Genomic DNA, 21,440 nt, shown 5'->3' on the forward strand with positions numbered 1-21,440 from the left:
ATTCGGCTGGCCTAAAAAGGATGCCTGCGTAACTCTCGTGACGCCGAAGGGATTCAGGCCCCCTCCAGGATTTCCGCGCGGTAACCTGCTGCAAGTGAAAGAAGACGGCCGTCGGCTGTCGAGCTACCCGGCGCTTCGAGTGCTGGCGTGGATTAGGAAGGCGGTGGCGGCATGACCAAGTTACCCGGAAAGGCCGCCGTACCTTTCACACCCACTGTCGACGCCATCGGCGACCCCACGACGTGCTTTTGTTGCGGCATGCGTGCCGTGGCGATTGGCGCCAACCACAAACCTGGCGACCCCCAATATTTATGCAAGAGGTGCATCGTGGCGATCGACGACTACAAGAAAATCCGTCGCCTTGATGACTACGAGCTCGCGGCACTCGACGCCGGCGTTGATGCCGTGGGCGAGTTCATCGAGTCCAAAGGCAACCTGACCGACCTGGCGCATTACGACGAGCTTGATCAGCGATTGCTTGTCAAAGCTGCGTGGGAGGGCTGCGCCCGCGGACTTCGGGAGGCGCTGAAAAGCGCGCCGTTCTGATGGGAGCCATCATGCACCATGCGAATGACAACCACCACGATCTTCGCTTCCTATCCGTCTGCTCCGGCATTGAGGCGGCAAGCCGCGCATGGATGCAGCTTGGCTGGCAGGCTATCGCTTTCTCGGAAATCGAGAAGTTTCCGTCCGCTGTCCTGGGACACCACTATCCAAATGTGCCGAACCTTGGCGACTTCACCAAGATAGATGTAACCACCTTGGGACGTATTGATATCCTGTGCGGCGGCAAGCCAGGGCAGGGTTATCCTGCCGTCCTCACTAGCGCCGTACGCCGCCTCACACCAACTGAATGCGAGCGACTGCAAGGCTTCCCTGACGGCTACACGCGCATTCCCATGCGAAGCTACAAAGCGCGCCGTATCACGCGCACTCGTCCAGAGGACATGTGGGAAAAGATCGACGGCGTCTGGTGGCTGATGGCTGCCGACGGCCCGCGCTACAAGGCGCTTGGCAATAGCTGGGCTGTGCCGAAGTTCTCATGGCTAGGACGCCGCATCCAGCGCTTTATGCCAGCCAACGACAACGTTCCGGAGCTTGACCTAGCAATGCGGAGGACCGCACTATAATGCCACAGCCATTCAAAACACCCACTACGTCCCGCACTCCGGTTGACGTCGCCCGTAGCTATATTGCTGCGGGCGTTCCCGTATTTCCCTGCCGTGAAGCAGCATCGGAAGGCGTAGACTATGCCACGGGCGAAATTATCGAGTTCGCCGAAAAGGCACCGTACACCACCTTTGGATTGAAAGACGCGACCCGGTCCAGCCGTATCATTGATATATGGTTCAACGAGCGCCACCCCGCCGCTGTGATCGGCATTCCGACGGGCGAGAAACTTGGCGGGTGGGTGCTGGATCTCGATCGGCACGGCGACCGTGACGGCCACAAATGGCTTGCGGAGCAAGAAGCGGTCCACGGCCCACTGCCCGACACGGCGCGGGCCAGCACTGCCAACGGCGGGACGCACATCATTTTCAAGCATGTCGATGGTGTCCGTAACCGTGCCGCCCTTGCGCCGGGCGTAGATACTCGCGGCGACGGCGGCTATATTGTCGGCCCTGGTAGCGTCATGGCCGACGGCCGCCGATATGAATGGATCAACCATGACGGCGACGGGCTGCCTGAGTTCGCCGAAGCGCCGGCGTGGCTTATTGATCTGGTCATCACGAAGGCTGCGCCTGCTGTCGAAGCCAAGCCGAGGGAATACACCTACCAGCCGCAAGACAACGGAGCAGCGCGGTACGCGGCGCGCGCCATGGATATGGAGCTCGACAAGTTGTCGACGTCGCCAAAGGGGCAGCGTGGGCAGCAGCTGTTCGCCAGCGCATGTTCCATCGGCGAGCTCGTGGCGGCCGGCCACCTAAGCCGCAGCGAAGCTGAAGCGGGCCTCATTGACGCCGCTCAAGCCAATGGCCTCGTTGCTACCGATGGCGAGCGCAAGTGTCTGGACAAGATAAAGCGCGGCCTCGACAAGACAGCCAATTCGCCGCGGCAGATCCCAGAGCGGGCGCATGATAACGACAACGGGTCAGATCCTGCGGCCGTGGAAGCGTTCGTCGAGCGCGCCAAGGCCAAGGAGGCAGCTAAAGCCGCTGCGCCAGCTGTCACTGAGCCCGTCGTTATCGGCGAGCCGGCATCCACCACACAACCGCAGCCAAAGAAGCGTGAGCGATTCGAGCTGACGTGGTTCGATGAGATCGAGGAAGGAAAGCCCAAAGAGACGATCCTAAAGGGCTGGCTAGGTGTTGGCGAGTTCACGACGATCTCCGGCCTGCCAGGCACAGGCAAGAGCGTCATTGTCACTGACATCGCCTGCCATATCGCGGCAGGCATGGACTGGCACGGCAAAAAGGTCAAGCAGGGCCTCGTTGTCTATGTCGCGGCCGAGCGCAAGAAGCTGACCGAGCGGCGCATGATGGCTTTCCGTCAGCACCATGACGTTCACGACGTGCCGCTGCTCGTTGTTGGCGGCCGGCTGGATTTCACCAAGGACCTGAAGGATGCACGCGACCTGATCGCGGCCATTCGGGAGGCTGAGACAATCACCGGCCTGCCATGCGTCTGGGTCATCATCGACACGCTGACCCGTGTCTTCGGTGGCGGGGATCAGAACGCCAGCAAGGACATGACGCGGTTCGTGCAGTCCTGCGACGAGATCCTCACCGAGACGAAAGCGCACGTCACGGCGATCCACCACAGCGCGTGGAGCGGTGAGCGCGGCAAAGGCGCCATCGATCTAGACGGCGCGGTCGACGCGTCATTCATGGTCAAGAAGGATGGCGCCAAGCACCGGTTGGTGTGCGACGGCACCAACGACGGTGAGGACGGTGATGTCCTGGCCTTCACCATGAAGTCGGTTCAGATCGGCGTGGATGAGGACGGCGAGCCGACCACAGCGCCCGTGGTTGTGCCGGCAGAAACAGACAAGCCGCCTAGCAGTGGAACGCTGAAGGGCTTCAAGGGCGATGTGCTCGCGGCTCTGAGGAAGGCAATCGAGAAGAACGGAATTGAGCCGAGCGGCCATTCCTTCCCAGATGACGTTCTTGTCGTCGACGAGCAAACATGGCGCACCGAGTTCTACGCTAGTCGGGACATGTCAACCACAGGTTCGGCAGAGACTGCGCGTAAGCAGTTCCAGAGAGCGCCTGCAGCGCTCATTGAGGCTGGGCACGTGAATAATATCGGAATTTGGTATTGGGCGGCATAGCGGGACAACGATCTATTTTGTCCCGTAGCAAAAACAATGACTTACAAGGTGTTTTGTCCCGTTTGTCCCGATTGTCCCGCTGTTTGTCCCGTAGTCTACAAAATTAGTAGAAAGCGGGACAAACGACTTGTCCAGCAAGGGTGCCTTGTCCCGCTGTTTTGTCCGGCTAAAAAATAGGCATAAGGACAGAGCGGGACAAGAGCGGGACAAAAATAACTCAATAAAAACAGTGTTGCGGGACAAGAGCGGGACAAGATTTTTTTTACTTTGTCCCACGAGCATCCAGCGGGACAAAAACCCCACACACCTTTAGGTGTGGGTGTTGTCCCGGTGCTTTGTCCCGGTTTTGTGTTGAAGAGAAAATAACCGCAAATACGACCACCACCACCAAGGAGACCAGTATGGCCAGATCAGCTACCAAGCGCACCACTCAGACGACACGCCTTAATGGCAAGCGGGTCAATATCGTCACCACGACGTCGGCGACCGGCACGCGCATTGCCGTGCAAGACGCCGCGCCCAAGGAATGGGAGCTGCAAGCTGCTCAGGTTCGCGCACTTCGCGCCATGCCGGAATATGCTCGCACCGTCGATGACGTGTTGCGCGGCAAAGGACAGTTCACATTGGCCGGCGATCAGAATGCAGCGAAGCGCGGCCCCACGGCTCGCGCCGAGGCTCTGGCAGCTGGATTGACTGCTGGTGAGCACGACGTGCGGATCTACATGACGGGCGGCAGGCTCGGCCTGATAGAGAACAAGGTCGGCAATGCCAAGCTCGAGCCAAGTCAGAAGATTCGTCATCCTTTACTTGCGGCCCTCGGTTTCGACAGGCAAATCGTATGCCGTGCCACGACATGCGAGGATGCTGCTCGGCAAGCAGTCAACATTGTGCGCAGTTGGCTTGTCGCCAATTCTTGACAAATTTGTAAGTTTACACCAGCGTCACCATACGCACCACACCAACGCACCAGAGGAGATCACATGACGAGACACGGAACCTTGGCCGAGCAACTTGAAGCGCTTCGTCTTTATGCATCCACCCCCGACCATGATCCGGAACCATTACAGACAACGTGGACCACTGTTGCAGCGAACGACAACAATCCAGAAGACACGGAAGGCATGACTGTCGAGCGCCGTTGGCGCATGAAGCCGTCGATCGAGGAAATCATGCGTCATGTCGAAGAGGGTGACGTTGAACGCAACAGCGCTGGCCAGATCATCCGCATCGGCCGCTTGCGTTTCAGTGACGGAACGCAGACAGAGCGTGGTCACAAGCTCACGATTGACGGCAAGGTCGTTGCTGCGCAGATCCGCATGCCGGTCGGTGCGTTGCTCGGAACAAAAGATGCGGCCGAAAGTCAGCTCGGCGCCGAGGAAGACGGTCAGCATGTTACGGCAAGCAATCACTATTTCGCCGACCTTATGAAGACGCTGCCGCATCGTTATCGTGCTGGCGGCAAGCGTCGTCAGGGTCGAAACTACACACGAGCCGAAGCGATCACCATGCTTGAAGAAGCCAAGGCCAACACGGATATGTCCAAGGTGACTGTCACCAGATACCCTGACGGCCTTCCATGCGCATCTCAGAAAATGGCCGATGTCTTCCCTGGCATGGTGAAGACGCAGCGTGGCGAGAGCGGTTCGTTGGCGTGGCAGGACATTGTTACTGCCAAGGCTGATCGTCACGCATGGGCCGCCTCTGTAGCGTCTCTGTCTGCAAAGGACAAAGAAACCCTCGATACTGCTGTTGGTGCAAATAGCTTTGAAGACGTTGGCATCGCCGTTGGTCAACGACGAGAATACGCCAGACGCAAAGGCGGTCGGCGCGCTCTCATTGCTGCCAATGATAATCTAATGGCTGCCATAGAGGCATACGCAAGTTAGGTCCACTTTCTGAAAACTCGAAGGGTGTATCTATGAAGGGGTCGGCAATAACTTGCTACCCCACATCCTTCCGGGCGCACAAATAGATTGCGACGGAGGCTCGGCCAGTGATGAGCCGGGCCTAACTATGAGCACCCCGATCCTCTGCTTGCAAGCTCGATACCATGAACCAACATGGAGACGCTGCGGACGCGTAGTTGTCGGATGCATCCATTATTACCATTGCCTGGCGCTGCCTCCTCCAGCGACGGGCGATCGTGCGGCGAGTTGAGCAACGGGCGTTGTAACCCGGCGTTCCTCGCCGCTTTTGGCTTTTCTAGAAGGAATTCCCCATGTCCAAATTTATCGCTTGGCTGAAAAGCCTGTTCTCGAAAGGAAAATCCGAGATGACCGACGTAACCGCTCAGGTTGCCGCAGTCGCAACCACCGTTGAAACCGCCGTCGCTGCCGATGCATCCGCGCTTGTAGCTGGTGCTGAAGCCGATATCAAGGCCGTCGTCGACGAGTTCGCCAGCGCTGCCACAAAGATCAAGTCCGTCTATGACAAGCTCGGCGTCAGCCTGCATGCGTGGGAAGAAGTCGTGGCGCTGGCAAAGGCGCTGTAGTTGTACCAATTCAGCAGGGTAGAGCAGTCCGGTAGCTCGTCAGGCTCATAACCTGAAGGTCGTGGGTTCAAATCCCATTCCTGCAACCAATTGAGGTAATGGCGGAACGGTGACGCAGCGAATTGCAAATTCGCTCAATGCTGGTTCGATTCCAGCTTACCTCTCCAATTCTTCATGGCGGCGTTTCGATGGTGGCTCTCGTCAATTTTGACACTTCAGCCTTCGAGAAAGCCGCCAGACGCCTTGAAGCCTCTCCAAAGCAGATGGCATTTGCGATCAGCAAGACGCTGAACGCAGCGGCGCATGAAACGCGCCGCACGCTGATTTCCCAGACGTGGCCGCAGCACATGACGCAGCGCAACAAGGGCTTTATTGCTTTCGCCCTCGGCGTCGAGAATTCCAGTCGATCAAACCTCACGGTCAAGATCACCGACGCCCGCGCCCAAGGTCGCGGCAATCTCAAGCTCCACGCAGATGGCGGTGTAAAGCGCACCGAACACCATCGCGTCGCTGTGCCTATCGCAGGCCAGCGCCTCGGTGCGACTGGTATCGCCAAGTCACAACGACCCACTGCACTTGCTGGCGCCTTCGAGCGCAATGGAGCTATCTTCAAGCCATACGGCAAGAAGTATCCGATCTACGTTTACAAGCGTGGCAAGAAGAAAGGCCAAGTGAGTAAGGCCGGTGGATCGTGGGGAGGAGCAGGGCGCGGTATCAAGCGCATGTTCGTCCTCAAGCCAAGCGTGACCATCAAGCCAGACGTGCCGTTCAGGCGCGACTTCCGTGTGAGCATGGAGGCGCAGTTGCGGCGGCTTGGGACATCAGCGATGTCCAACTCGATCAGGTCATCTATGCGCTAGACGCATATCTCTGGCAGCTCATGCATTGCAACAAATGCATATCTCATTTCATCACCTATGCATGAAAAAGTCGAAGGTACTTAGAATTCAATAGCTTCTCACTGATCGCGCCACCGCGTAGTCTTTCTAGGTGCAGGTTTTTTATTGGAGGGGGGCCATCATGTTCGGCTCCCCAAGATTTCGAGGGCTGAACCTGTGGCGACCATTGCAGAAGTTGCAGAGCACATCGACGTGAATACGCGCACCGCAGCCGATTTGGTTGCGCGCAGTATCATCACGAAATCGTCGCGCGGCTCTTACGATCTCGACGTGGTCCGGCTGGAATACATCCGGCATATCCGTGAAGTCGCCGCCGGCCGTGAAGCCGCGCAGGCAGTGCCACCCGGCAAGATTGACGGCGAGCAAGAGCGCGCCCGCAAGGACAAAGAGGCAGCGGACAGGCTTGAGCTTCAGAACGCCGTGACACGCGGCGAGCTCGCTCCGCTCTCAGAAATGGTTTCGGCCGTCACGTCGGCATTCGCTCGCGTCAGGGCAAAGATCCTGACCATTCCATCTAAGGTCGCACCACTGGTGGTGGGGGAGACGTCAACAGTCGTTGTTCGCGACGTGGTGAAGAATGAAGTCCACAACGCTCTTGAAGAACTCGCAGGAACACGCCTCCGAGACTGGACGTTCAGCCCACCAGGCGATTCAGAAGAGTTGCTGGACGGTGCTGACACCGCCGCCGAATCTGACGATAAGCGAGTGGGCCGACAAGGAAAGACGCCTAAGTCCGGAAGCGTCGGCCGAGCCCGGAAGGTGGCTAACGTCCCGCGCTGAATACCAGCGCGGTATCATGGATGCCATGGCCGACCCAGAGGTGACGAAGGTCGTTATCTCGAAGGGCAGCCAGGTCGGCTACACCGAGATCCTGAACAACACCATCGGCTACTATATCGATCAAGACCCCTCCACGGTCCTGATCATGCAGCCGACGCTCGATATGGCGCAGGCATGGTCAAAGGATCGCTTGGCGCCAATGGTGCGCGATACGCCGGCGCTGACCGCCAAGGTGTCAGACAGCAAATCGCGCGACAGCGGCAATACCATGCTGCACAAGTCGTTCCCCGGTGGCCAGGTTACGATTGTTGGCGCCAACTCTCCGGCAAGCCTCGCGTCGCGACCAATCCGCATTGTCCTCGCCGACGAGGTCGACCGTTATCCGGTCTCCGCCGGCGACGAAGGCGACCCGCTAAAACTGGCGCAGAAGCGCCAATTGACCTTCTGGAACCGGAAGACGCTCGTCGGGTCCACCCCTACAATTAAGGGGGCAAGCGTCATCGATCGCGAGTTTCAGAACAGCGATCAGCGACGCTATTTTGTTCCGTGCCCGGAGTGCGGCGTGGGCCAATATCTCAAGTGGTCGCAGGTTCATTGGAACAAACATGAGGGGCATAGGCCGGAAACGGCGCACTATGTCTGCGAGGATTGCGGATCGCTTTGGAGCGACACGCAACGCTGGGCCGCCATACGGCTTGGCGAGTGGCGCGCTACAGCGGAATTCAAGGGCATTGCTGGGTTTCATATTCCCGGCCTTCTGTCTCCTTGGGTGCGGCTGGAAGATATCGTTGTCGAATTCCTTGAGGCGAAGGATCACCCAGAGCTTCTGAAGGTCTGGACGAACACCGTCCTAGGCGAGACTTGGGAGGAGCGCGGCGAGACTGTTTCGGCAGGCCCGCTGCTATCGCGTATAGAGACCTACGACAGGGATACACTTCCCGACAACGTGCGTGTTGCGACTGCCGGCGTTGACGTTCAGGGCGATCGCCTTGAGGTTCAGGTTATTGGCTGGGGAGCAGGGGAAGAGGCATGGGTTGCCGACTACCTTGTGATACCCGGAGATCCGTCGCAGCAAGACACATGGCGTCGCCTGGACGAATATCTGCTGACACCGTTGTCCACGGACAGCGGACGCTCTCTGCGCGTGCATTCCGTCGCCATCGACACCGGCGGCCATCATGCCGCAATGGTTCTCGCGTTCTGCAAGAGCCGCAAGGCACGCCGCGTCTGGCCCATCAAGGGTATGGCGGGCGCTAAGCCTGTCTGGCCGCCGCGCGCCTCGAAGACAAAGACCAACGAGAACGTGTTTCTCGTTGGCGTCGATACCGCAAAGGACGCGGTCTACGGCCGGTTGCGTATTGCGGCGCCGGCGCCTGGCTACATTCACTTTCCGCAGGCCGAGGCTGTCGATGCTGATTACTTCTTTCAGCTGACCGCAGAGCAGGCCGTCACACGCTACCGGGATGGGCGACCATACCGAGTGTGGGTCTGTGGCGCCGGCAAGCGCAACGAGGCGCTGGACACGTTTGTCTATGCCTACGCTGCACTGAAGTCGCTGCGCACCCGCCTTGATATCGTGCGGCGTCCCAAGGCTGAACAGCCGCCGGCCGACGAACCAGAAGAACAGACGCCGCCGCATACAGACGCACCGGCGAATGACAACGTCCCTGTTGCAGCGCCTTCGCCACGTCCCGTGCCGGTACCAGCCGCAAGACCAATAGCGCAAGCGCCACCAAGGCGCGGCCCAGTTCGGCGCATCAGCCGTTCGAGCTTTCTCTAGGATCTTCGATGTCAACATACACACAGGCCCAGTACACGGCGCTTTGCGCCGCGATTGCGGCTGGCGCGACGAGCGTCAGCTACCAGGGCAAATCGGTGCAGTATCGAGATCTGCAGCAAATGCTCGAACTCAAGGCGCTGATCGAGGCCGACCTGAACGGCGTGAAGATCAAGCGCCAGTTTCGCCCCATCACCTTCAAGAACCTTTGAGGGGTGAAGCTTTGGTATTTTCTCTTTTGAAGTCGCTTGGTTTGGGCCGAAAGCCCAAGTCGGCCAAGGCATATTACACCGGCATGGGTTTCGAGGGCGCGCAAATGCGCCGTCGCTTGTCGACTTGGCAGCCTACGCGCGCCAGCATGACGCAGCTCGTGTCCGCCGACGGAGAGCAATTGCGGGCGCGATCCCGCGATCTGTTGCGGAACAATCCATATGTGGCGTCAGCCGCGGAGTCTTTTGTTGCCAATCTCGTAGGGACAGGCATTAAGCCGTCACTCCTACTTGGCGACGCAGCCGTCAAAGACAGTCTGCAATCGCTTTGGCGGGAATGGACCGACCAGGCAGACTTTACCGGACAGACCGATTTCTACGGCTTGCAGGCGCTCGTGGCGCGCGCGCTGTTCGAGGCCGGGGAGTGCTTTATCCGCTTTCGATCCGGCAGCAACAACATGCCCGGCGTGCCGCTGCAATTGCAGCTGCTGGAAAGCGAAATGCTTGCCTACAACAAGAACCATATGGCGGATGATGGCAATCAGATCATCAACGGCATTGAGCTTGATGGCAACGATCGTCGCATCGCTTACTGGTTCTATTCGGTCTATCCGGGCGATCCCTATTACCGCGTCCACCCGCTGACCTATGTCAGGGTGCCTGCCGACGAGGTGCTGCACATCTACAGGCCGCTTCGACCTGGCCAGATGCGCGGTGTTCCGTGGATCACGCCGTCGATCGTCAAGCTCTTCACCGTCGATCAATATGACGACGCAGAGCTCGAGCGCAAAAAGCTCGCCGCAATGTATGCGGGATTTATTACGAGCGCCGCGCCGGCAGACATGTTTGATGAAGACAGCGACATCGTCCAGAACGGCGAGTCGGGACCGTTCCCGGTATTGGAGCCTGGCACTATCCAGAGCTTGCTACCTGGCGAAGAGATCAAGTTCAGCGAGCCTACCGAGGCTGGTAATTCGTACGAGCCTTTCCAGTATCGAAACTTGCTTGCCGCCTCGTCGGGCATGGGCGTTCCATATATGTCGGCGACTGGTGACAATGCCAAGGCGAATTACTCCTCGTCGCGTCAGTCCCTTGTCGAATTCAGAAACCGGCTCGCGCAGCTTCAACATAGCTGCATGGTATTCCAGATGTGCCGCCCTGTTTGGGCGCGATGGCTCACGGATGCCGTGATCAGCGGCGAAGCCGACATTCCAGACCTTCTGCAAAATCGTCGGAAGTACCTCAAGGTCAAATGGATACCACCGCGTTTCGACTGGATCGACCCATTGAAGGACGGCCAGGCGGAAAAGCTGCTGGTTGATAACGGGTTCAAGTCTCGCAGTGACGTTATCGAGGAGCTCGGGTTCGACCCCGAGGAAACCGATCGACGCATTGCAGCTGATCAGGCCCGCATCAGTGATCTTGGAATCCTTCTGACCGATAGCCCGCTTGGACAGTCTTTGTCCAAGACGCCGCCGGCGGATGACGCCGATCCCGACCAAGCCGAATCTAATGAAGAAAACTTAGAAGGGCAGGCGACCAGATGATTCGAAAGAAGAGGGTGCTGGCTCTAGGGCCGTCACCAGCTGAGATATGCCTATTCAGCGGCATTGGCGCTGATGAGACCGGCGAAGGTATCACGGCTCAATGGTTTGACGCTGAGTTCAAAGCTCTCGGCAACCCGGCCGAAGTGCTCGTCAGGATCAATTCGCCCGGCGGCGACGTGTTCACCGCCGAGGCGATCTTCACGATCCTGGCAATGTCCCCGGCGCAGATCACGGCCCGCATTGAGGGCCTGGCTGCAAGTGCTGCCACGCTCATCGCGATGGCCGCGGATCGCGTCGAGATCGCCAGCAACGGTTTTATGTTGATTCATGAGCCGTACAGTGGCGGTGCGGGCGGGACGGCAGATGAACTCAGGATTGCGTCGGAAGACCTGCAGAGGCTGACCGATCGATACGTTGAGGCATACGCCAAGAAAACCGGGCAATCGCAAGAAGATGTTCTCGCCTTGATGAAAGAGAACCGTCTTCTGAACGCTCAGGAAGCCGTTGAGTTCGGCCTATGCGACGAGGTCATCGACCCCTCGCAAGCGTCGATCAATCTCAAACTCGTTCCACAACATTTACGTGCGGCAGTCGAAACTGCCATGCATAAAGGAATTGCTATGGCTGTGACGCCAAAAATGAACAAGACCGATGCGGCCATTGCTGCTCTGTCGGCAAAGCTTGATGCGCTCGCCGCGATCCTGGCCAAAGCTGAGGATGACGGCTACGCCGAAGACGGCGACGAAAACGATGACAAGCCGTCCGACGCCAAGAGGGCTCGCAAGGCACGCAAGGCGCGCGCCGACGACGACAACGATCTCAGCGCAGACGATGACGACGACCTGAAGGACGATTCCGATGAGGATGACGACATGAAGGCCGACGCAGACGAAGACGATAAGGAAGACGACGACACGCCGACTAGCCGCAAGGCTCGCGCTGCAGTCAAGGGTCTGTCCTATGCCCGCCGCGTCGCCGATCTGTGCGCTCTCGCGGGACGCGAAGACATGACGGCCGGCTTCCTTTCGAAGTCCGTGCCCGTGGCGGACGTCCGTCGCAAGCTTCTGAAAGCCCGTTCCGAGAACGAAGGCCACGTCAGCAATGCGCGAGGCACCATCGGTCGAACCAAAGCCGAAGATGTTGCGAAGGGCTGGGATGTGGCCGTCGCAAAGCTGAATAAGCGTTAAGGAATTTCAGACATGACAGTTTTTACTCAGCAGCCATGGAGCCTCGAGTTCCTGGTTACCGAAGCGCCTGGCTATATCTCGCGCGATGTCATCACGATTGCTTCGGGCGCCGGCATTGTCCAGCCCGGCACCGTCGTCGGCAAGATCACCGCCTCGGGAAAATACATTCCCTCGGTCCCCGCGGCTACGGACGGCTCCCAGATCGCAGCCGGAATCACCGGCTATCGCGTTGACGCCACCAGCGCCGACCATGCCGTGACCGCATTCACTCGCACCTGCGAAGTGAACGGCAAGCACCTCACGCGCGACGCGTCGATCGACACCCCGACAGAAGTTGCCACCCAGAACGCACAACTGGCCGCGCTCGGCATTTCCGTCCGCTAAAGGAATATTTCACCTAATGGCAAGCATGGACATCTTTAACAGCGATGCGTTTCACACCGTATCGCTGACCACTGCGCTTGAGAAAATCCCCTACAAGCCGCAGTTCCTGAATGAGCTCAATATCTTTGAGCCCGTTCCGACCAACACCCGAAGCATCGCGATCGAAAAGCGCGACGGCTTCATGCAGCTTATCCCGACGTCGCAGATCGGCTCGGCACCGACGCAGCTTCAGGACGACAAGCGCGATATCCGCAACTACAGCACCAAGCGCTGGGCAAAAGCGTTCACGCTTTACGCCGAGCAGCTGAGCGGTATTCGTCAGTTCGGCACTGAAACCGAGCTGATGCAGGTTCAGGCTGAAGCGGCTCGCCGTCTGTCCCGTCTGAAGGACGACTTTGACCTTACCGCAGAATTTGCACGCCTCGGCGCCCTTCAGGGCAAGTGGCTGGATTCGGATGGTAGCGTCCTTATCGACTGGTTCGCCGAGTGGGGAATCTCCCCGAATACGCCGGTAGCATTCGCATTCTCCGACGACACGATCAACGTGAACGATCTCTGCAAGAAGGTCGCACGCGGCATGGCTCGCGCCGCCAAGGGCGGCTTTACGACCAGCACGACCGTTCATGCGCTCGTCGGTGATGCATTCTTCGACGCTCTCGTGAAGCATCCTTCCGTCGATCTGACCTACAAGAACTGGCTTGCTGCCGAAGGTCTGCGCGCTACGCAGGCGTCGGTGTTCGATGCCTTCTACTTCGGCGGCATCTACTTCCACAACTATCGCGGCACCGACGACAAGTCGACCGTGGCAGTCGCCGATAACGCGGCAGTCTTCTTCCCTGTCGGCGTCCGTGACCTGTTTCAGGTTGCCTACGGCCCGGCCGAATTCGATCCGTGGATCAATACTTTCGGCCAGGAGCAGTACGCTCTGACGATCCCCGATCGTGACAGGAATGCCTGGACGAAGTTCGAGATCTACAGCTACCCGCTGTACATCTGCACACGTCCGGAAGTCCTGTACACCGGCACCGCGAGCTAACCGGCCGGCCGCCATGGATTTTGACAACCTAGTTTTGTCGCCATGCATGGCGGCTTTCGGCGTGACTGTATTGGTCACGCCGCTTCGATCGCAACCTAGCGCACAGCCGTACACTGCAGAGGGCATTTACGATCGCTCCGTCGCAACGGTTATGCTGGCTGATGGCTCTGAGATGGCTTCCACGAATGTCACTCTTGGCATTCGGTTGAGCGACTTTTCTATACCGCCTCGTGAGGGTGACAAGATCACGCTCAATGGCAATGCATACAAGGTTGATGCGCTCTTTCCAGATGGGCAGGGCGGCGCCGAGCTGAAGCTGAAAGAGATCCGATGACCAGCCATACCACGGCCATCAGGGAGGCGATATATAGTCGCCTCTCGAATCTCCCTGGCTATATGACTATTCGCAAGCAGGGAACACCGACGCTGTCGGTAGACGATCTGCCGGCGCTATCGATCTTCATCGCTGATGAGCGCCTTGATCCGGACGGTGACGCAAATGCAGGCCCTCCGAAGTTCGGCGTCACAGCGACGATAATTGTTGCAGTATCGCGCGGCTTCGATGATCCGTCTGTTACAGACGGCATCATAGATGCCGACATCGACGCGATCGAAAACACACTGCTGACAGATCCGACGTTCGTGGGTTTCGGAACCGACGAGAGCTTCCGTTTCGAATCTATCAACGGCATCCGCCGTCGACGCATATTCGAGAAGGAAGGCGAGACCTACTTCCTAGAGCTGCAGTTGGAATTCCAGTTCTTCTATCGCTGGATTTACAATCCAGTCATCAACGATGACTTCACGACCCTGAGCGTTACGGCAAAGCCGAACAACGACGACGCAGCGGACCAGTTCAACAGGACGTGGTCGTTGCCGGCGTCCTAACCAAAAAGATCATCACCACATGAGCAAAACGGTTTTTGTCGTCCCCGCAGAAGCGGGCGCGAAGCTTAGCCATCCTGTCTCCGGCATCCTTCCTGATGGCGGCGCCGATTGGCTCGCAGATCAATTCACGTTCCGCCTTATCAACGATGGGGCCATCGCAAAGAGCGAGCCGGCATCTGTCAAGGCGTCGAGCATCAGCACGAAAACGGATAATTCTTAATGTCTGTTTCTTTCAATTCATTCCCCTCGACATGGAACGTTCCGCTCTTTTATGCGGAAGTCGATTCCTCGCAGGCCGGCACGGGTAGCACCGCAAGCCACCCTGCTATTTTCATCGGTCAAAAGCTCGCCGCCGGCAATTCCTTGTCGAATAAGGTCTACGCCATCGGCTCGGTCGCTGTTGCGAAAAAGCTTTTCGGCGAAGGTTCCATGCTGGAACGCATGGTGGACCGGCTGTTCAAGGTCTATCCTTCGGCTCTGCTTTACTGCATGGCCGTTGACGACCCCACGGGCGGCGTAGCCGCTACCCAGACGACGACGGTATCGGGCACCGCAACGGCATCCGGGATCATCTCGCTCTACATTGCCGGCCAGCTTGTAAGCGTTGGCGTCAAGAGCGGCGACACCGCGGCTGTGATCGCAACTTCTATCGCAGCTGCCGTCAATGCAATGACTACCCTTCCGTCTACGGCCGCGGCTGTAGCAGGCGTCGTGACGTATACGTGCCAATGGAAGGGTGCGACAGGCAACGACATCGTTGTCACCGACACCTATCTTGGTTCGAATGGCGGCCAGGCGCTCCCGGCAGGCATCACGCTCGTCCACACTGCGGCAACCAACGGCGCCGGCGTCCCGACTTTCGATAATGCGATCGTCGCACTCGGTGAAACGCAGTATGACTTCGTCGGTCTGCCGTACACCGATACCGGCACGCTAGCTCTGTTCGACACCGAATATGGCTTTGGTGACACCGGCCGTTGGGGCTGGATGCGCGAGCTCTATGGCGCTGTTTGGAGTGCCCGGCGCGACACCTACAGCAACCTCATGACCTGGGGTCCAACTGGCAACTCGGCGGTTGAAAGCGTCCTTGCTGTCGAGCCGGCGTCGCCGTCGCCAGTATGGGACTGGACCGCAGCCTATGCGTCCGCAGCCATCTGCGGCCTGGCGAATGATCCGGCACGCCCGCTTCAGACGCTGGAAATGACCGGCGTTCTGCCGGCGCCGCCTGAAGCGCGATTCAATGCTACCCAGATGAACAATCTGGTTTCGGTTGGCATTGCCATTCAGAAGGTCAATCCGAACGGCTACCCGGCGATCATGCGCGAGGCCATGCGGTACCAGAAGAACAGCTATGGTCAGTCGGACAATGCTTATGCGCTGGCAACGACGCTCTACACGCTGGCCGAGATCTTCCGGCGCCTGAAGAACGCGATCACGAGCAAGTATCCGCGCCACAAGCTGGCGAATGACGGTACCGTCTTCGCGACGGGGCAGGCGATCATCACTCCGAAGATCATCAAGGCAGAGCTTGTGTCGGAATATTCTGACATGGAATATGACGGCCTCGTCGAGAATTTGGATGCGTTCGCTTCCAATCTCGTTGTTGAGCGCAACAGCACAAACCCCGACCGCGTCGACGTCCTGTATCCGCCGGACATCATCAACGGTCTGCGCATCTTCGCCGTGCTCGCACAGTTCCGGCTGCAGTACTCCAGCGCCTCGTAAAGGATAACAAAATATGGGACTTAGAGCCGCAGGCACTGCGTACGTCAAGGTAGACGGAACGCAATACCCGTTGCGCGGGAATCTGGTGATCATGCCGTCCTCGGTAACGAGGACGGGTATCGCCGGCCAGGACTATGTGCACGGTTACTCTGAAATGCCAGTCGTGCCTTACATTGAAGGCGACTTCACACTGACGGACCAGTGGAAGATCTCCGACGTGAAAGGCATCACAGGCGCCACGGTTACGGCCGAGATCGCCAACGGTCACACCTATACGCTGAAAAACGCGTGGCAGGCCGGCGATCTTCCGATGGAGACCGTCGATGGCAAAGTGAAGATTCGCTTCGAAGGCGTTTCCTGCACGGAAGGAACCTAACAAGTGACGGCATGGAAAGACGGAAAGTTCACCTACACATTCGATTACGAAATCGAGGCGCACGGTGAGATGGTGAAGGAGCTCGTGCTTCGCGAGCCGACCGGCGCCGATGTCATCGCAGTTGGAAATCCTGTTCAGTTCGACCCAATAAGCGACCCACCGCGCGTCTTGATTGATGACGCGCGGATGGCGGCAATGATCAGCCGTCTTTCCAGCGTGCCGCCGTCCACGGTGGCAAAGCTTAAGCCGAAGGATCTGATCAGCCTTGGGTGGCATCTCACAAGTTTTTTCATGCCGGTGTAGCTGACGACTCCGTCAACATGGCTATCGATCTGGCGATGACATTTCACGTCAACCCGTTCGATTTTCTGGCTCGCCCGCACCATGAGTTGGCGGAATTGCACAGCTACACCTTGAAATATCTGGAGCGTACCCGCGATGACTGAGGCTTTGGTACTTCCGGCTACTGTCCTCGATAAGTTTACCAAGCCGCTGAAAGACCTTGTGAGCCGACTGAAGGACGTGAAAGTCCCAGACGGCATGAAGCAGGTCGGCAAGCAGATGGAAAGCTTGCGCAAAGAGGCGGAGGGCGTCACCAAAGCGGTCACGAATGGCCTCGGCGGCCTGACCACTGGCCTTGGGCTCGGTGCCCTCGGCGCAGGCGCCTTCACTGCCGCTGGCGCGCTGACAGCTGTTGGAACGGCCGTTCGATCCTTTGCCGACAATGCCGTGCGCATGAGGAAGTTTTCTCACGAGACAGGCATTGCCGTTACCACGCTGCAGAAGATGCAGCAGGTATCTGACGGCCTTGCGATCGATCCTGATGCAATTGCTGGCGGTCTTTCATTCGCCGCTCGCAATGCAGACGCGATGCGGCTTCGTCAGGGAAATTTTGGTGCCATTGCGGGCCTTCGGGGCGGCAGAGGTATCGCTGACGATCTGGCGAATACGAAATCCAATGACGAGGTAGTTAAGAAAGAACTAAACTACCTTGCCATGCAGAAGAACGCGCAATCGCGGCGCACCCTGTCGGAATTGTTTTTCGGCACGGGAGACTTCGCGGAATTCGGTGCGAACGGCAAGGCCTCGCTCGATAAGCGTATGGCTGCGGCGGGCAAGAACACCTACGTGCCTTCGGAAGAGGATACAAAGAAGGCAGAGGCGTTTCAGGATGCAATTTCGCATCTCAGCGCGACATTTGAGAAATTGAAGGATTCCGTCGGAGGGGAGTTGGCGCCGGACATTACCGCTGCGGCCGATGCCTTCAAGGAGTTTGCTGGTGCGCACGTTGGCGACGTCAAGGTATTCTTCCATGATGTCGTTACGTCGATTGAGGCTGTCAATTGGGCTGGCGCAGCCAAGAATTTTCAAGACCTGTTTTCCGATATCAAAACTATCGTCGATTGGGCAAACGGCACTGCCAAAGCGAACGCAACCGAAAACAGGGGTGATGCAAAGGACGGCCAGTATTACAAGGTGAATCCTTCATCCTGGCTGCCAAGCTGGCTTTCAAATCTCAATCCGATCGAAAAAGGCGGCCCTCTTGATAGGGCGATTCAGAGCACAGCCCCCAAATCTGATCAGCCCGAGCGAGATCCTTCAATGGTCCGCGGACGCAATGGGCTTTACCATCCAACGGCATACCACCCCGGCATGCAGGAAGCCATAGCAGGCGCCTCCACGGCGCGCGACAGCGCCGCAATAGCTATCCTTGCAAAAGGCGTCGAGCTCGGCATGATTGCCTTCACCCAGAGCTATCTTGATGGTGGAGCTGCGACCGGCATAGGTGGCGGAAACGGTATACAGAACGCATCGTGGGGCGGCAGTAGGGCTGTATTTGGCGGCGGCGGCACGGGTGGCAGCTTCGACGTAAGCGGAGCAGGAACCGGGCCAATCCCCACCGGGAGCAAGGCGCAGCGGGCCAAGGCCATCGTCGATCAACTGATGTCGGCCGGCATGTCTCGTGAAAACGCCATTACCTGGGCCGGCGCGACTATGGGCGCCGAATCCGACTACGGCAGTGCGCAACGTGGAGACTTCGTAAAAGGCAGGCCAACTGCTTTTGGTAGTGTGCAATGGCACATGCCTCGTGTCAGGGATATCCTGAAGGGTACCGGCATTGATGTAAGAAGTGCCGGCATGGGCGACCAGACCAAAGCCATGATCTGGGAAATGAAGAAGATGGGTATTTGGGACAAGGCCGTAAAAGCCGGAAGCGCCAGAGAGATTCTTCGCCTGGCCATCAAGGAATACGAGGGTCCTCTGGATCAGGGGCCGCGTCAGTTTAATAACCGAGCCGCCATTGGTAATGCGCTGCGCAAATCCCTCGCAAAAGAGGCAGCTAACGCCGGTCTTTCTGGTACCGGCGCTGCTACGGCACCGACCGGCAAGGTGGATATTCACGTCCACAGCAAAGACCATCCAGTCACTGTGAAGAAGAGCGACAGCGAGCTCTTTCAGAACCTGAAGATTGACCGCGGTAATTCCGTGTCGCTGTAAAGCGCTGTCACCCAAGGAAAAACGATGGCATCTCCTCTCTGGCGGCAATTGCTGCTTCCGGCGTCGTTTCGTGGCGTTCCATTCCATGTGGAAGGCGGCGCAAAACAGGGCGGCCGGCGGACAGTAACGCATGAATACCCCAAGCGCGACGACCCATATACGGAAGACATGGGTCGTCGCGCCCGCAAGTTTTCCATTTCGGCCTACGTCATTGGCGATGAGTACACCATTGATAGTGAACTTCTTGCCGCTGCTCTCGACACCGAGGGCGGCGGTACGCTGATCCATCCGACCATGGGCATCATGAATGTTGTCTGTGACGGCTACAGCCGATCGGAGCAGCGTGAAGAAGGCGGCATGGCCAGGTTTGAAATCCTGCTGGTCGAGGCCGGAACCAGTCCATACACGCCCGCCGCAGCGGACACGCAATCCGCAACCTCTAGCGCGGCAGACAGCGCTGGTAGCGCTGCCGCAACTGCCGCAGATACGACGCTGACCAACACAACACATGGCGTTACTCAATTAAGAGGGGTTGGCACAGCTTGACCCGCACCGAATTGAACGAGGCCGTGTCGATCTTGCAGAGCACGGCAGACAATCTATCATCTCTGACGTCTGGAACCACCGAAGAGGGTGCTGCGCTCGATCGAGCATGCACCACATTGAAAGTGGATGCCAGGTCGATGCTGCTCGCCGGATCTATCGGCTCAACAGCGCTGGCGTGCTTTACGGCGGCCACGACTGCAAGCATTACGGCTGACCAGTTTTACGCCATAAGGTCTACCATCTCGGCGCTCACGCCTAGCTATTCTGTCGGCATCACCATGCGGCAGATGCTGCTCAGAATGTGCATTGCGGAAGAGAGCAGGGCGGTATCGAACGCCATCTTGACCAGCCGCAGCGAGGCGGAGGCCATTCTAGCTCGTATGGTTGACGACCTTGAAGCGATCGAAGACTATGCCGCCGACAATCTCGAGTCGGCAGTTTATCAAGCCTTCCTCGCGCTTCACGGTGCGGTCGCCTACGACCTGTCGCAGCGCGCTAGTCAGCTTCCCAAGCTGGCCACTTACACATTCGGCAAGCGCCGCACGGCGCTGACCCTGGCGAATGTCCTGTACGGCGACGCCAGCCGCGCCGACGAAATCATCAATGAAAATAGCCCCGTTCACCCGGCTTTCATGCCGGATAGCATCAGGGCGCTCACGGAGTAATCCGTTTTGCCCAAGATAGAAGAGACGTGCGAAGTCACAATCAACGGAAAGGTTTTCCGTGATTGGGACTCAGTAACGGCCACAGCCAGTAGCAATCCAGTTGTGCGGATGGTCACCTTGAGCGTGACTGAAAAAGTCGGCGCCAACGGTTCGGTCGGACAGGCGCTGCAGATCAAACCAGGCGACTCTGCAACGGTGAAGCTCGCCGGCGTGTTGTTTGCATCCGGCCATATCCACGAACGCCAGGTTGCCTACGACGCCAATAACCATTCGGTGCGAGTTACGTTCGCGTCGCAGGTGCTCAAGGCCGTCAGGCAGTCCATTCCGCTGAAGGACGGCGAGTTTAAGAACTACAGCTTTCAGGCCATCGCCAACAAGGTGCTGGCACCGGTCGGTGTGGTGCTGAAGGCAAGCAACCCGCCGGCGGGATGGGACAAAGCATTCAAATACGTGAACATTGAGCCTGGTGAGACGATCTTCAATCTGTTGTCGAGGTTGTCGAAATATCGCGGTGTTTGGCTTCGAGACGACAAAAACGGTAACCTTGTCGCTCAGGGGAATGCCGACAAAAAGCCGACGGCTGAATTCGTCGAGGGACGAAATATTCTTTCCGCCAGCTGTCTTGCGCAGAACGCGCCAGATACGACTATTTCCGTTACTGGCCAGCAGCGCGGAAGCGACAACAGCACGCCAGCCCAGAACCGCGGCGCCTACTATGGCAAGGCCGACGCCAAGGGCTCAAACTACAACATCGATAAGCAGATCCAGGCTGATATTCCGGCCGACAGCGACGATTTGAAGCAGGCGGCCGGATACAGCCAGCTACTCTCCCTAAGCCAGCAGGTCATTGTCCGCATTGTCTATCAGGGCTGGCTACTATCCACGGGCAATCTCCCTGAGGTGTTCGACTATACCTCAATCGATTCTCCGATGCTGATGCTGAAGACTTCAGACCTGCAGATTGCGGAGGTCACTTTCACGCAGGATCAGGCGGGAACTCGCACCACGCTGATAGCGCAGAAATGGCTCACGTCCCCGGTTGACGTGCAAAACACACCCACAGAGCAGACCGACGCTCAAAAGGCTACATCGACGCCCGTTACCCCGACGCCCCCGACGACGGATGGGCCAAAGGGGCAGGAAGTCATTTTCTAGCGCAG

The 21,440-nt window shown here is 58.1% G+C and carries 25 protein-coding genes and 2 tRNA genes; all 27 read left to right on the forward strand.

Annotated features, from left to right (window positions below; all coding sequences use genetic code 11):
- Positions 1 to 171 precede the first annotated feature (171 nt).
- The 27 genes from FHT29_RS00290 (at position 172) to FHT29_RS00415 (ending at position 21,435) form a co-directional block, all read left to right on the forward strand.
- The gene (locus tag FHT29_RS00290) at positions 172 to 546 is read left to right on the forward strand and encodes a DUF6511 domain-containing protein (protein ID WP_168598960.1); all 375 of its coding nucleotides are present in this window, start codon (positions 172 to 174) and stop codon (positions 544 to 546) included.
- Between the two features lie 11 nt (positions 547 to 557).
- The gene (locus tag FHT29_RS00295; RefSeq protein ID WP_246702963.1) at positions 558 to 1,130 is read left to right on the forward strand and encodes a DNA cytosine methyltransferase; all 573 of its coding nucleotides are present in this window, start codon (positions 558 to 560) and stop codon (positions 1,128 to 1,130) included.
- Positions 1,130 to 3,271: an AAA family ATPase gene (locus tag FHT29_RS00300; protein ID WP_168598962.1), complete on the forward strand. Its 2,142-nt coding sequence runs from the start codon at positions 1,130 to 1,132 to the stop codon at positions 3,269 to 3,271. Before FHT29_RS00295 ends, FHT29_RS00300 begins: the two co-directional genes overlap by 1 nt.
- A 401-nt stretch (positions 3,272 to 3,672) precedes the next feature.
- Entirely contained in the window at positions 3,673 to 4,188 is a 516-nt protein-coding gene (locus FHT29_RS00305; RefSeq protein WP_168598963.1) for a VRR-NUC domain-containing protein, read from the forward strand.
- A gap of 63 nt (positions 4,189 to 4,251) precedes the next feature.
- The gene (locus FHT29_RS00310) at positions 4,252 to 5,157 is read left to right on the forward strand and encodes a hypothetical protein (RefSeq protein ID WP_168598964.1); all 906 of its coding nucleotides are present in this window, start codon (positions 4,252 to 4,254) and stop codon (positions 5,155 to 5,157) included.
- Positions 5,158 to 5,489: 332 nt separating this feature from the next.
- Entirely contained in the window at positions 5,490 to 5,762 is a 273-nt protein-coding gene (locus FHT29_RS00315; RefSeq protein ID WP_168598965.1) for a hypothetical protein, read from the forward strand.
- A gap of 12 nt (positions 5,763 to 5,774) precedes the next feature.
- A tRNA-Met gene (locus FHT29_RS00320) sits at positions 5,775 to 5,851 on the forward strand.
- Positions 5,852 to 5,854: 3 nt separating this feature from the next.
- Positions 5,855 to 5,929, forward strand: a tRNA-Cys gene (locus tag FHT29_RS00325).
- The gene (locus FHT29_RS00330) at positions 5,900 to 6,622 is read left to right on the forward strand and encodes a hypothetical protein (RefSeq protein WP_168598966.1); all 723 of its coding nucleotides are present in this window, start codon (positions 5,900 to 5,902) and stop codon (positions 6,620 to 6,622) included. The genes FHT29_RS00325 and FHT29_RS00330 overlap by 30 nt, the downstream gene beginning before the upstream one ends.
- Positions 6,623 to 6,817: 195 nt before the next feature.
- The gene (locus tag FHT29_RS35030; protein WP_051976388.1) at positions 6,818 to 7,441 is read left to right on the forward strand and encodes a hypothetical protein; all 624 of its coding nucleotides are present in this window, start codon (positions 6,818 to 6,820) and stop codon (positions 7,439 to 7,441) included.
- 16 nt (positions 7,442 to 7,457) lie between these two features.
- Positions 7,458 to 9,221: a terminase gpA endonuclease subunit gene (locus tag FHT29_RS00340; protein WP_348644826.1), complete on the forward strand. Its 1,764-nt coding sequence runs from the start codon at positions 7,458 to 7,460 to the stop codon at positions 9,219 to 9,221.
- 8 nt (positions 9,222 to 9,229) lie between these two features.
- Complete coding sequence (locus FHT29_RS00345) at positions 9,230 to 9,430, forward strand: hypothetical protein (protein ID WP_155294929.1); 201 nt, start codon at positions 9,230 to 9,232, stop codon at positions 9,428 to 9,430.
- 104 nt (positions 9,431 to 9,534) lie between these two features.
- The gene (locus FHT29_RS00350; RefSeq protein WP_281408356.1) at positions 9,535 to 10,974 is read left to right on the forward strand and encodes a phage portal protein; all 1,440 of its coding nucleotides are present in this window, start codon (positions 9,535 to 9,537) and stop codon (positions 10,972 to 10,974) included.
- A complete protein-coding gene (locus FHT29_RS00355; RefSeq protein ID WP_168598969.1) occupies positions 10,971 to 12,161 on the forward strand; it encodes a head maturation protease, ClpP-related in 1,191 nt (396 codons plus the stop codon). The genes FHT29_RS00350 and FHT29_RS00355 overlap by 4 nt, the downstream gene beginning before the upstream one ends.
- A 12-nt stretch (positions 12,162 to 12,173) precedes the next feature.
- Positions 12,174 to 12,545, forward strand: a complete 372-nt coding sequence (locus tag FHT29_RS00360; protein WP_034503089.1) for a head decoration protein — start codon at positions 12,174 to 12,176, stop codon at positions 12,543 to 12,545.
- Positions 12,546 to 12,561: 16 nt separating this feature from the next.
- Positions 12,562 to 13,581: a major capsid protein gene (locus FHT29_RS00365; RefSeq protein WP_168598970.1), complete on the forward strand. Its 1,020-nt coding sequence runs from the start codon at positions 12,562 to 12,564 to the stop codon at positions 13,579 to 13,581.
- 13 nt (positions 13,582 to 13,594) lie between these two features.
- Positions 13,595 to 13,915, forward strand: a complete 321-nt coding sequence (locus tag FHT29_RS00370; RefSeq protein ID WP_168598971.1) for a hypothetical protein — start codon at positions 13,595 to 13,597, stop codon at positions 13,913 to 13,915.
- Positions 13,912 to 14,469 (forward strand): hypothetical protein, encoded by a 558-nt coding sequence (locus tag FHT29_RS00375; RefSeq protein WP_168598972.1) that lies wholly within the window; start codon positions 13,912 to 13,914, stop codon positions 14,467 to 14,469. Before FHT29_RS00370 ends, FHT29_RS00375 begins: the two co-directional genes overlap by 4 nt.
- A 19-nt stretch (positions 14,470 to 14,488) precedes the next feature.
- Positions 14,489 to 14,689: a hypothetical protein gene (locus tag FHT29_RS00380; RefSeq protein WP_034503098.1), complete on the forward strand. Its 201-nt coding sequence runs from the start codon at positions 14,489 to 14,491 to the stop codon at positions 14,687 to 14,689.
- Complete coding sequence (locus FHT29_RS00385; RefSeq protein ID WP_168598973.1) at positions 14,689 to 16,194, forward strand: phage tail sheath C-terminal domain-containing protein; 1,506 nt, start codon at positions 14,689 to 14,691, stop codon at positions 16,192 to 16,194. Before FHT29_RS00380 ends, FHT29_RS00385 begins: the two co-directional genes overlap by 1 nt.
- A gap of 13 nt (positions 16,195 to 16,207) precedes the next feature.
- Complete coding sequence (locus FHT29_RS00390) at positions 16,208 to 16,570, forward strand: phage tail tube protein (protein WP_034503101.1); 363 nt, start codon at positions 16,208 to 16,210, stop codon at positions 16,568 to 16,570.
- 3 nt (positions 16,571 to 16,573) lie between these two features.
- Complete coding sequence (locus FHT29_RS00395; protein WP_051976392.1) at positions 16,574 to 16,873, forward strand: phage tail assembly protein; 300 nt, start codon at positions 16,574 to 16,576, stop codon at positions 16,871 to 16,873.
- Positions 16,874 to 16,890: 17 nt separating this feature from the next.
- The gene (locus tag FHT29_RS34885) at positions 16,891 to 17,016 is read left to right on the forward strand and encodes a hypothetical protein (protein WP_280949840.1); all 126 of its coding nucleotides are present in this window, start codon (positions 16,891 to 16,893) and stop codon (positions 17,014 to 17,016) included.
- Complete coding sequence (locus FHT29_RS00400) at positions 17,009 to 19,069, forward strand: phage tail tip lysozyme (protein WP_168598974.1); 2,061 nt, start codon at positions 17,009 to 17,011, stop codon at positions 19,067 to 19,069. Before FHT29_RS34885 ends, FHT29_RS00400 begins: the two co-directional genes overlap by 8 nt.
- Before the next feature lie 24 nt (positions 19,070 to 19,093).
- Positions 19,094 to 19,615: a DNA circularization N-terminal domain-containing protein gene (locus tag FHT29_RS00405; protein ID WP_168598975.1), complete on the forward strand. Its 522-nt coding sequence runs from the start codon at positions 19,094 to 19,096 to the stop codon at positions 19,613 to 19,615.
- Positions 19,612 to 20,280: a hypothetical protein gene (locus tag FHT29_RS00410; protein WP_168598976.1), complete on the forward strand. Its 669-nt coding sequence runs from the start codon at positions 19,612 to 19,614 to the stop codon at positions 20,278 to 20,280. Before FHT29_RS00405 ends, FHT29_RS00410 begins: the two co-directional genes overlap by 4 nt.
- Before the next feature lie 6 nt (positions 20,281 to 20,286).
- On the forward strand, positions 20,287 to 21,435 hold the full coding sequence (locus FHT29_RS00415; protein ID WP_348644827.1) for a phage baseplate assembly protein: 1,149 nt from the start codon (positions 20,287 to 20,289) through the stop codon (positions 21,433 to 21,435).
- The last annotated feature ends 5 nt before the right edge of the window (positions 21,436 to 21,440 follow it).

It is taken from the genome of Rhizobium sp. SG741 (assembly GCF_012275435.1).
GTDB classification, from domain to species: domain Bacteria; phylum Pseudomonadota; class Alphaproteobacteria; order Rhizobiales; family Rhizobiaceae; genus Rhizobium; species Rhizobium lusitanum.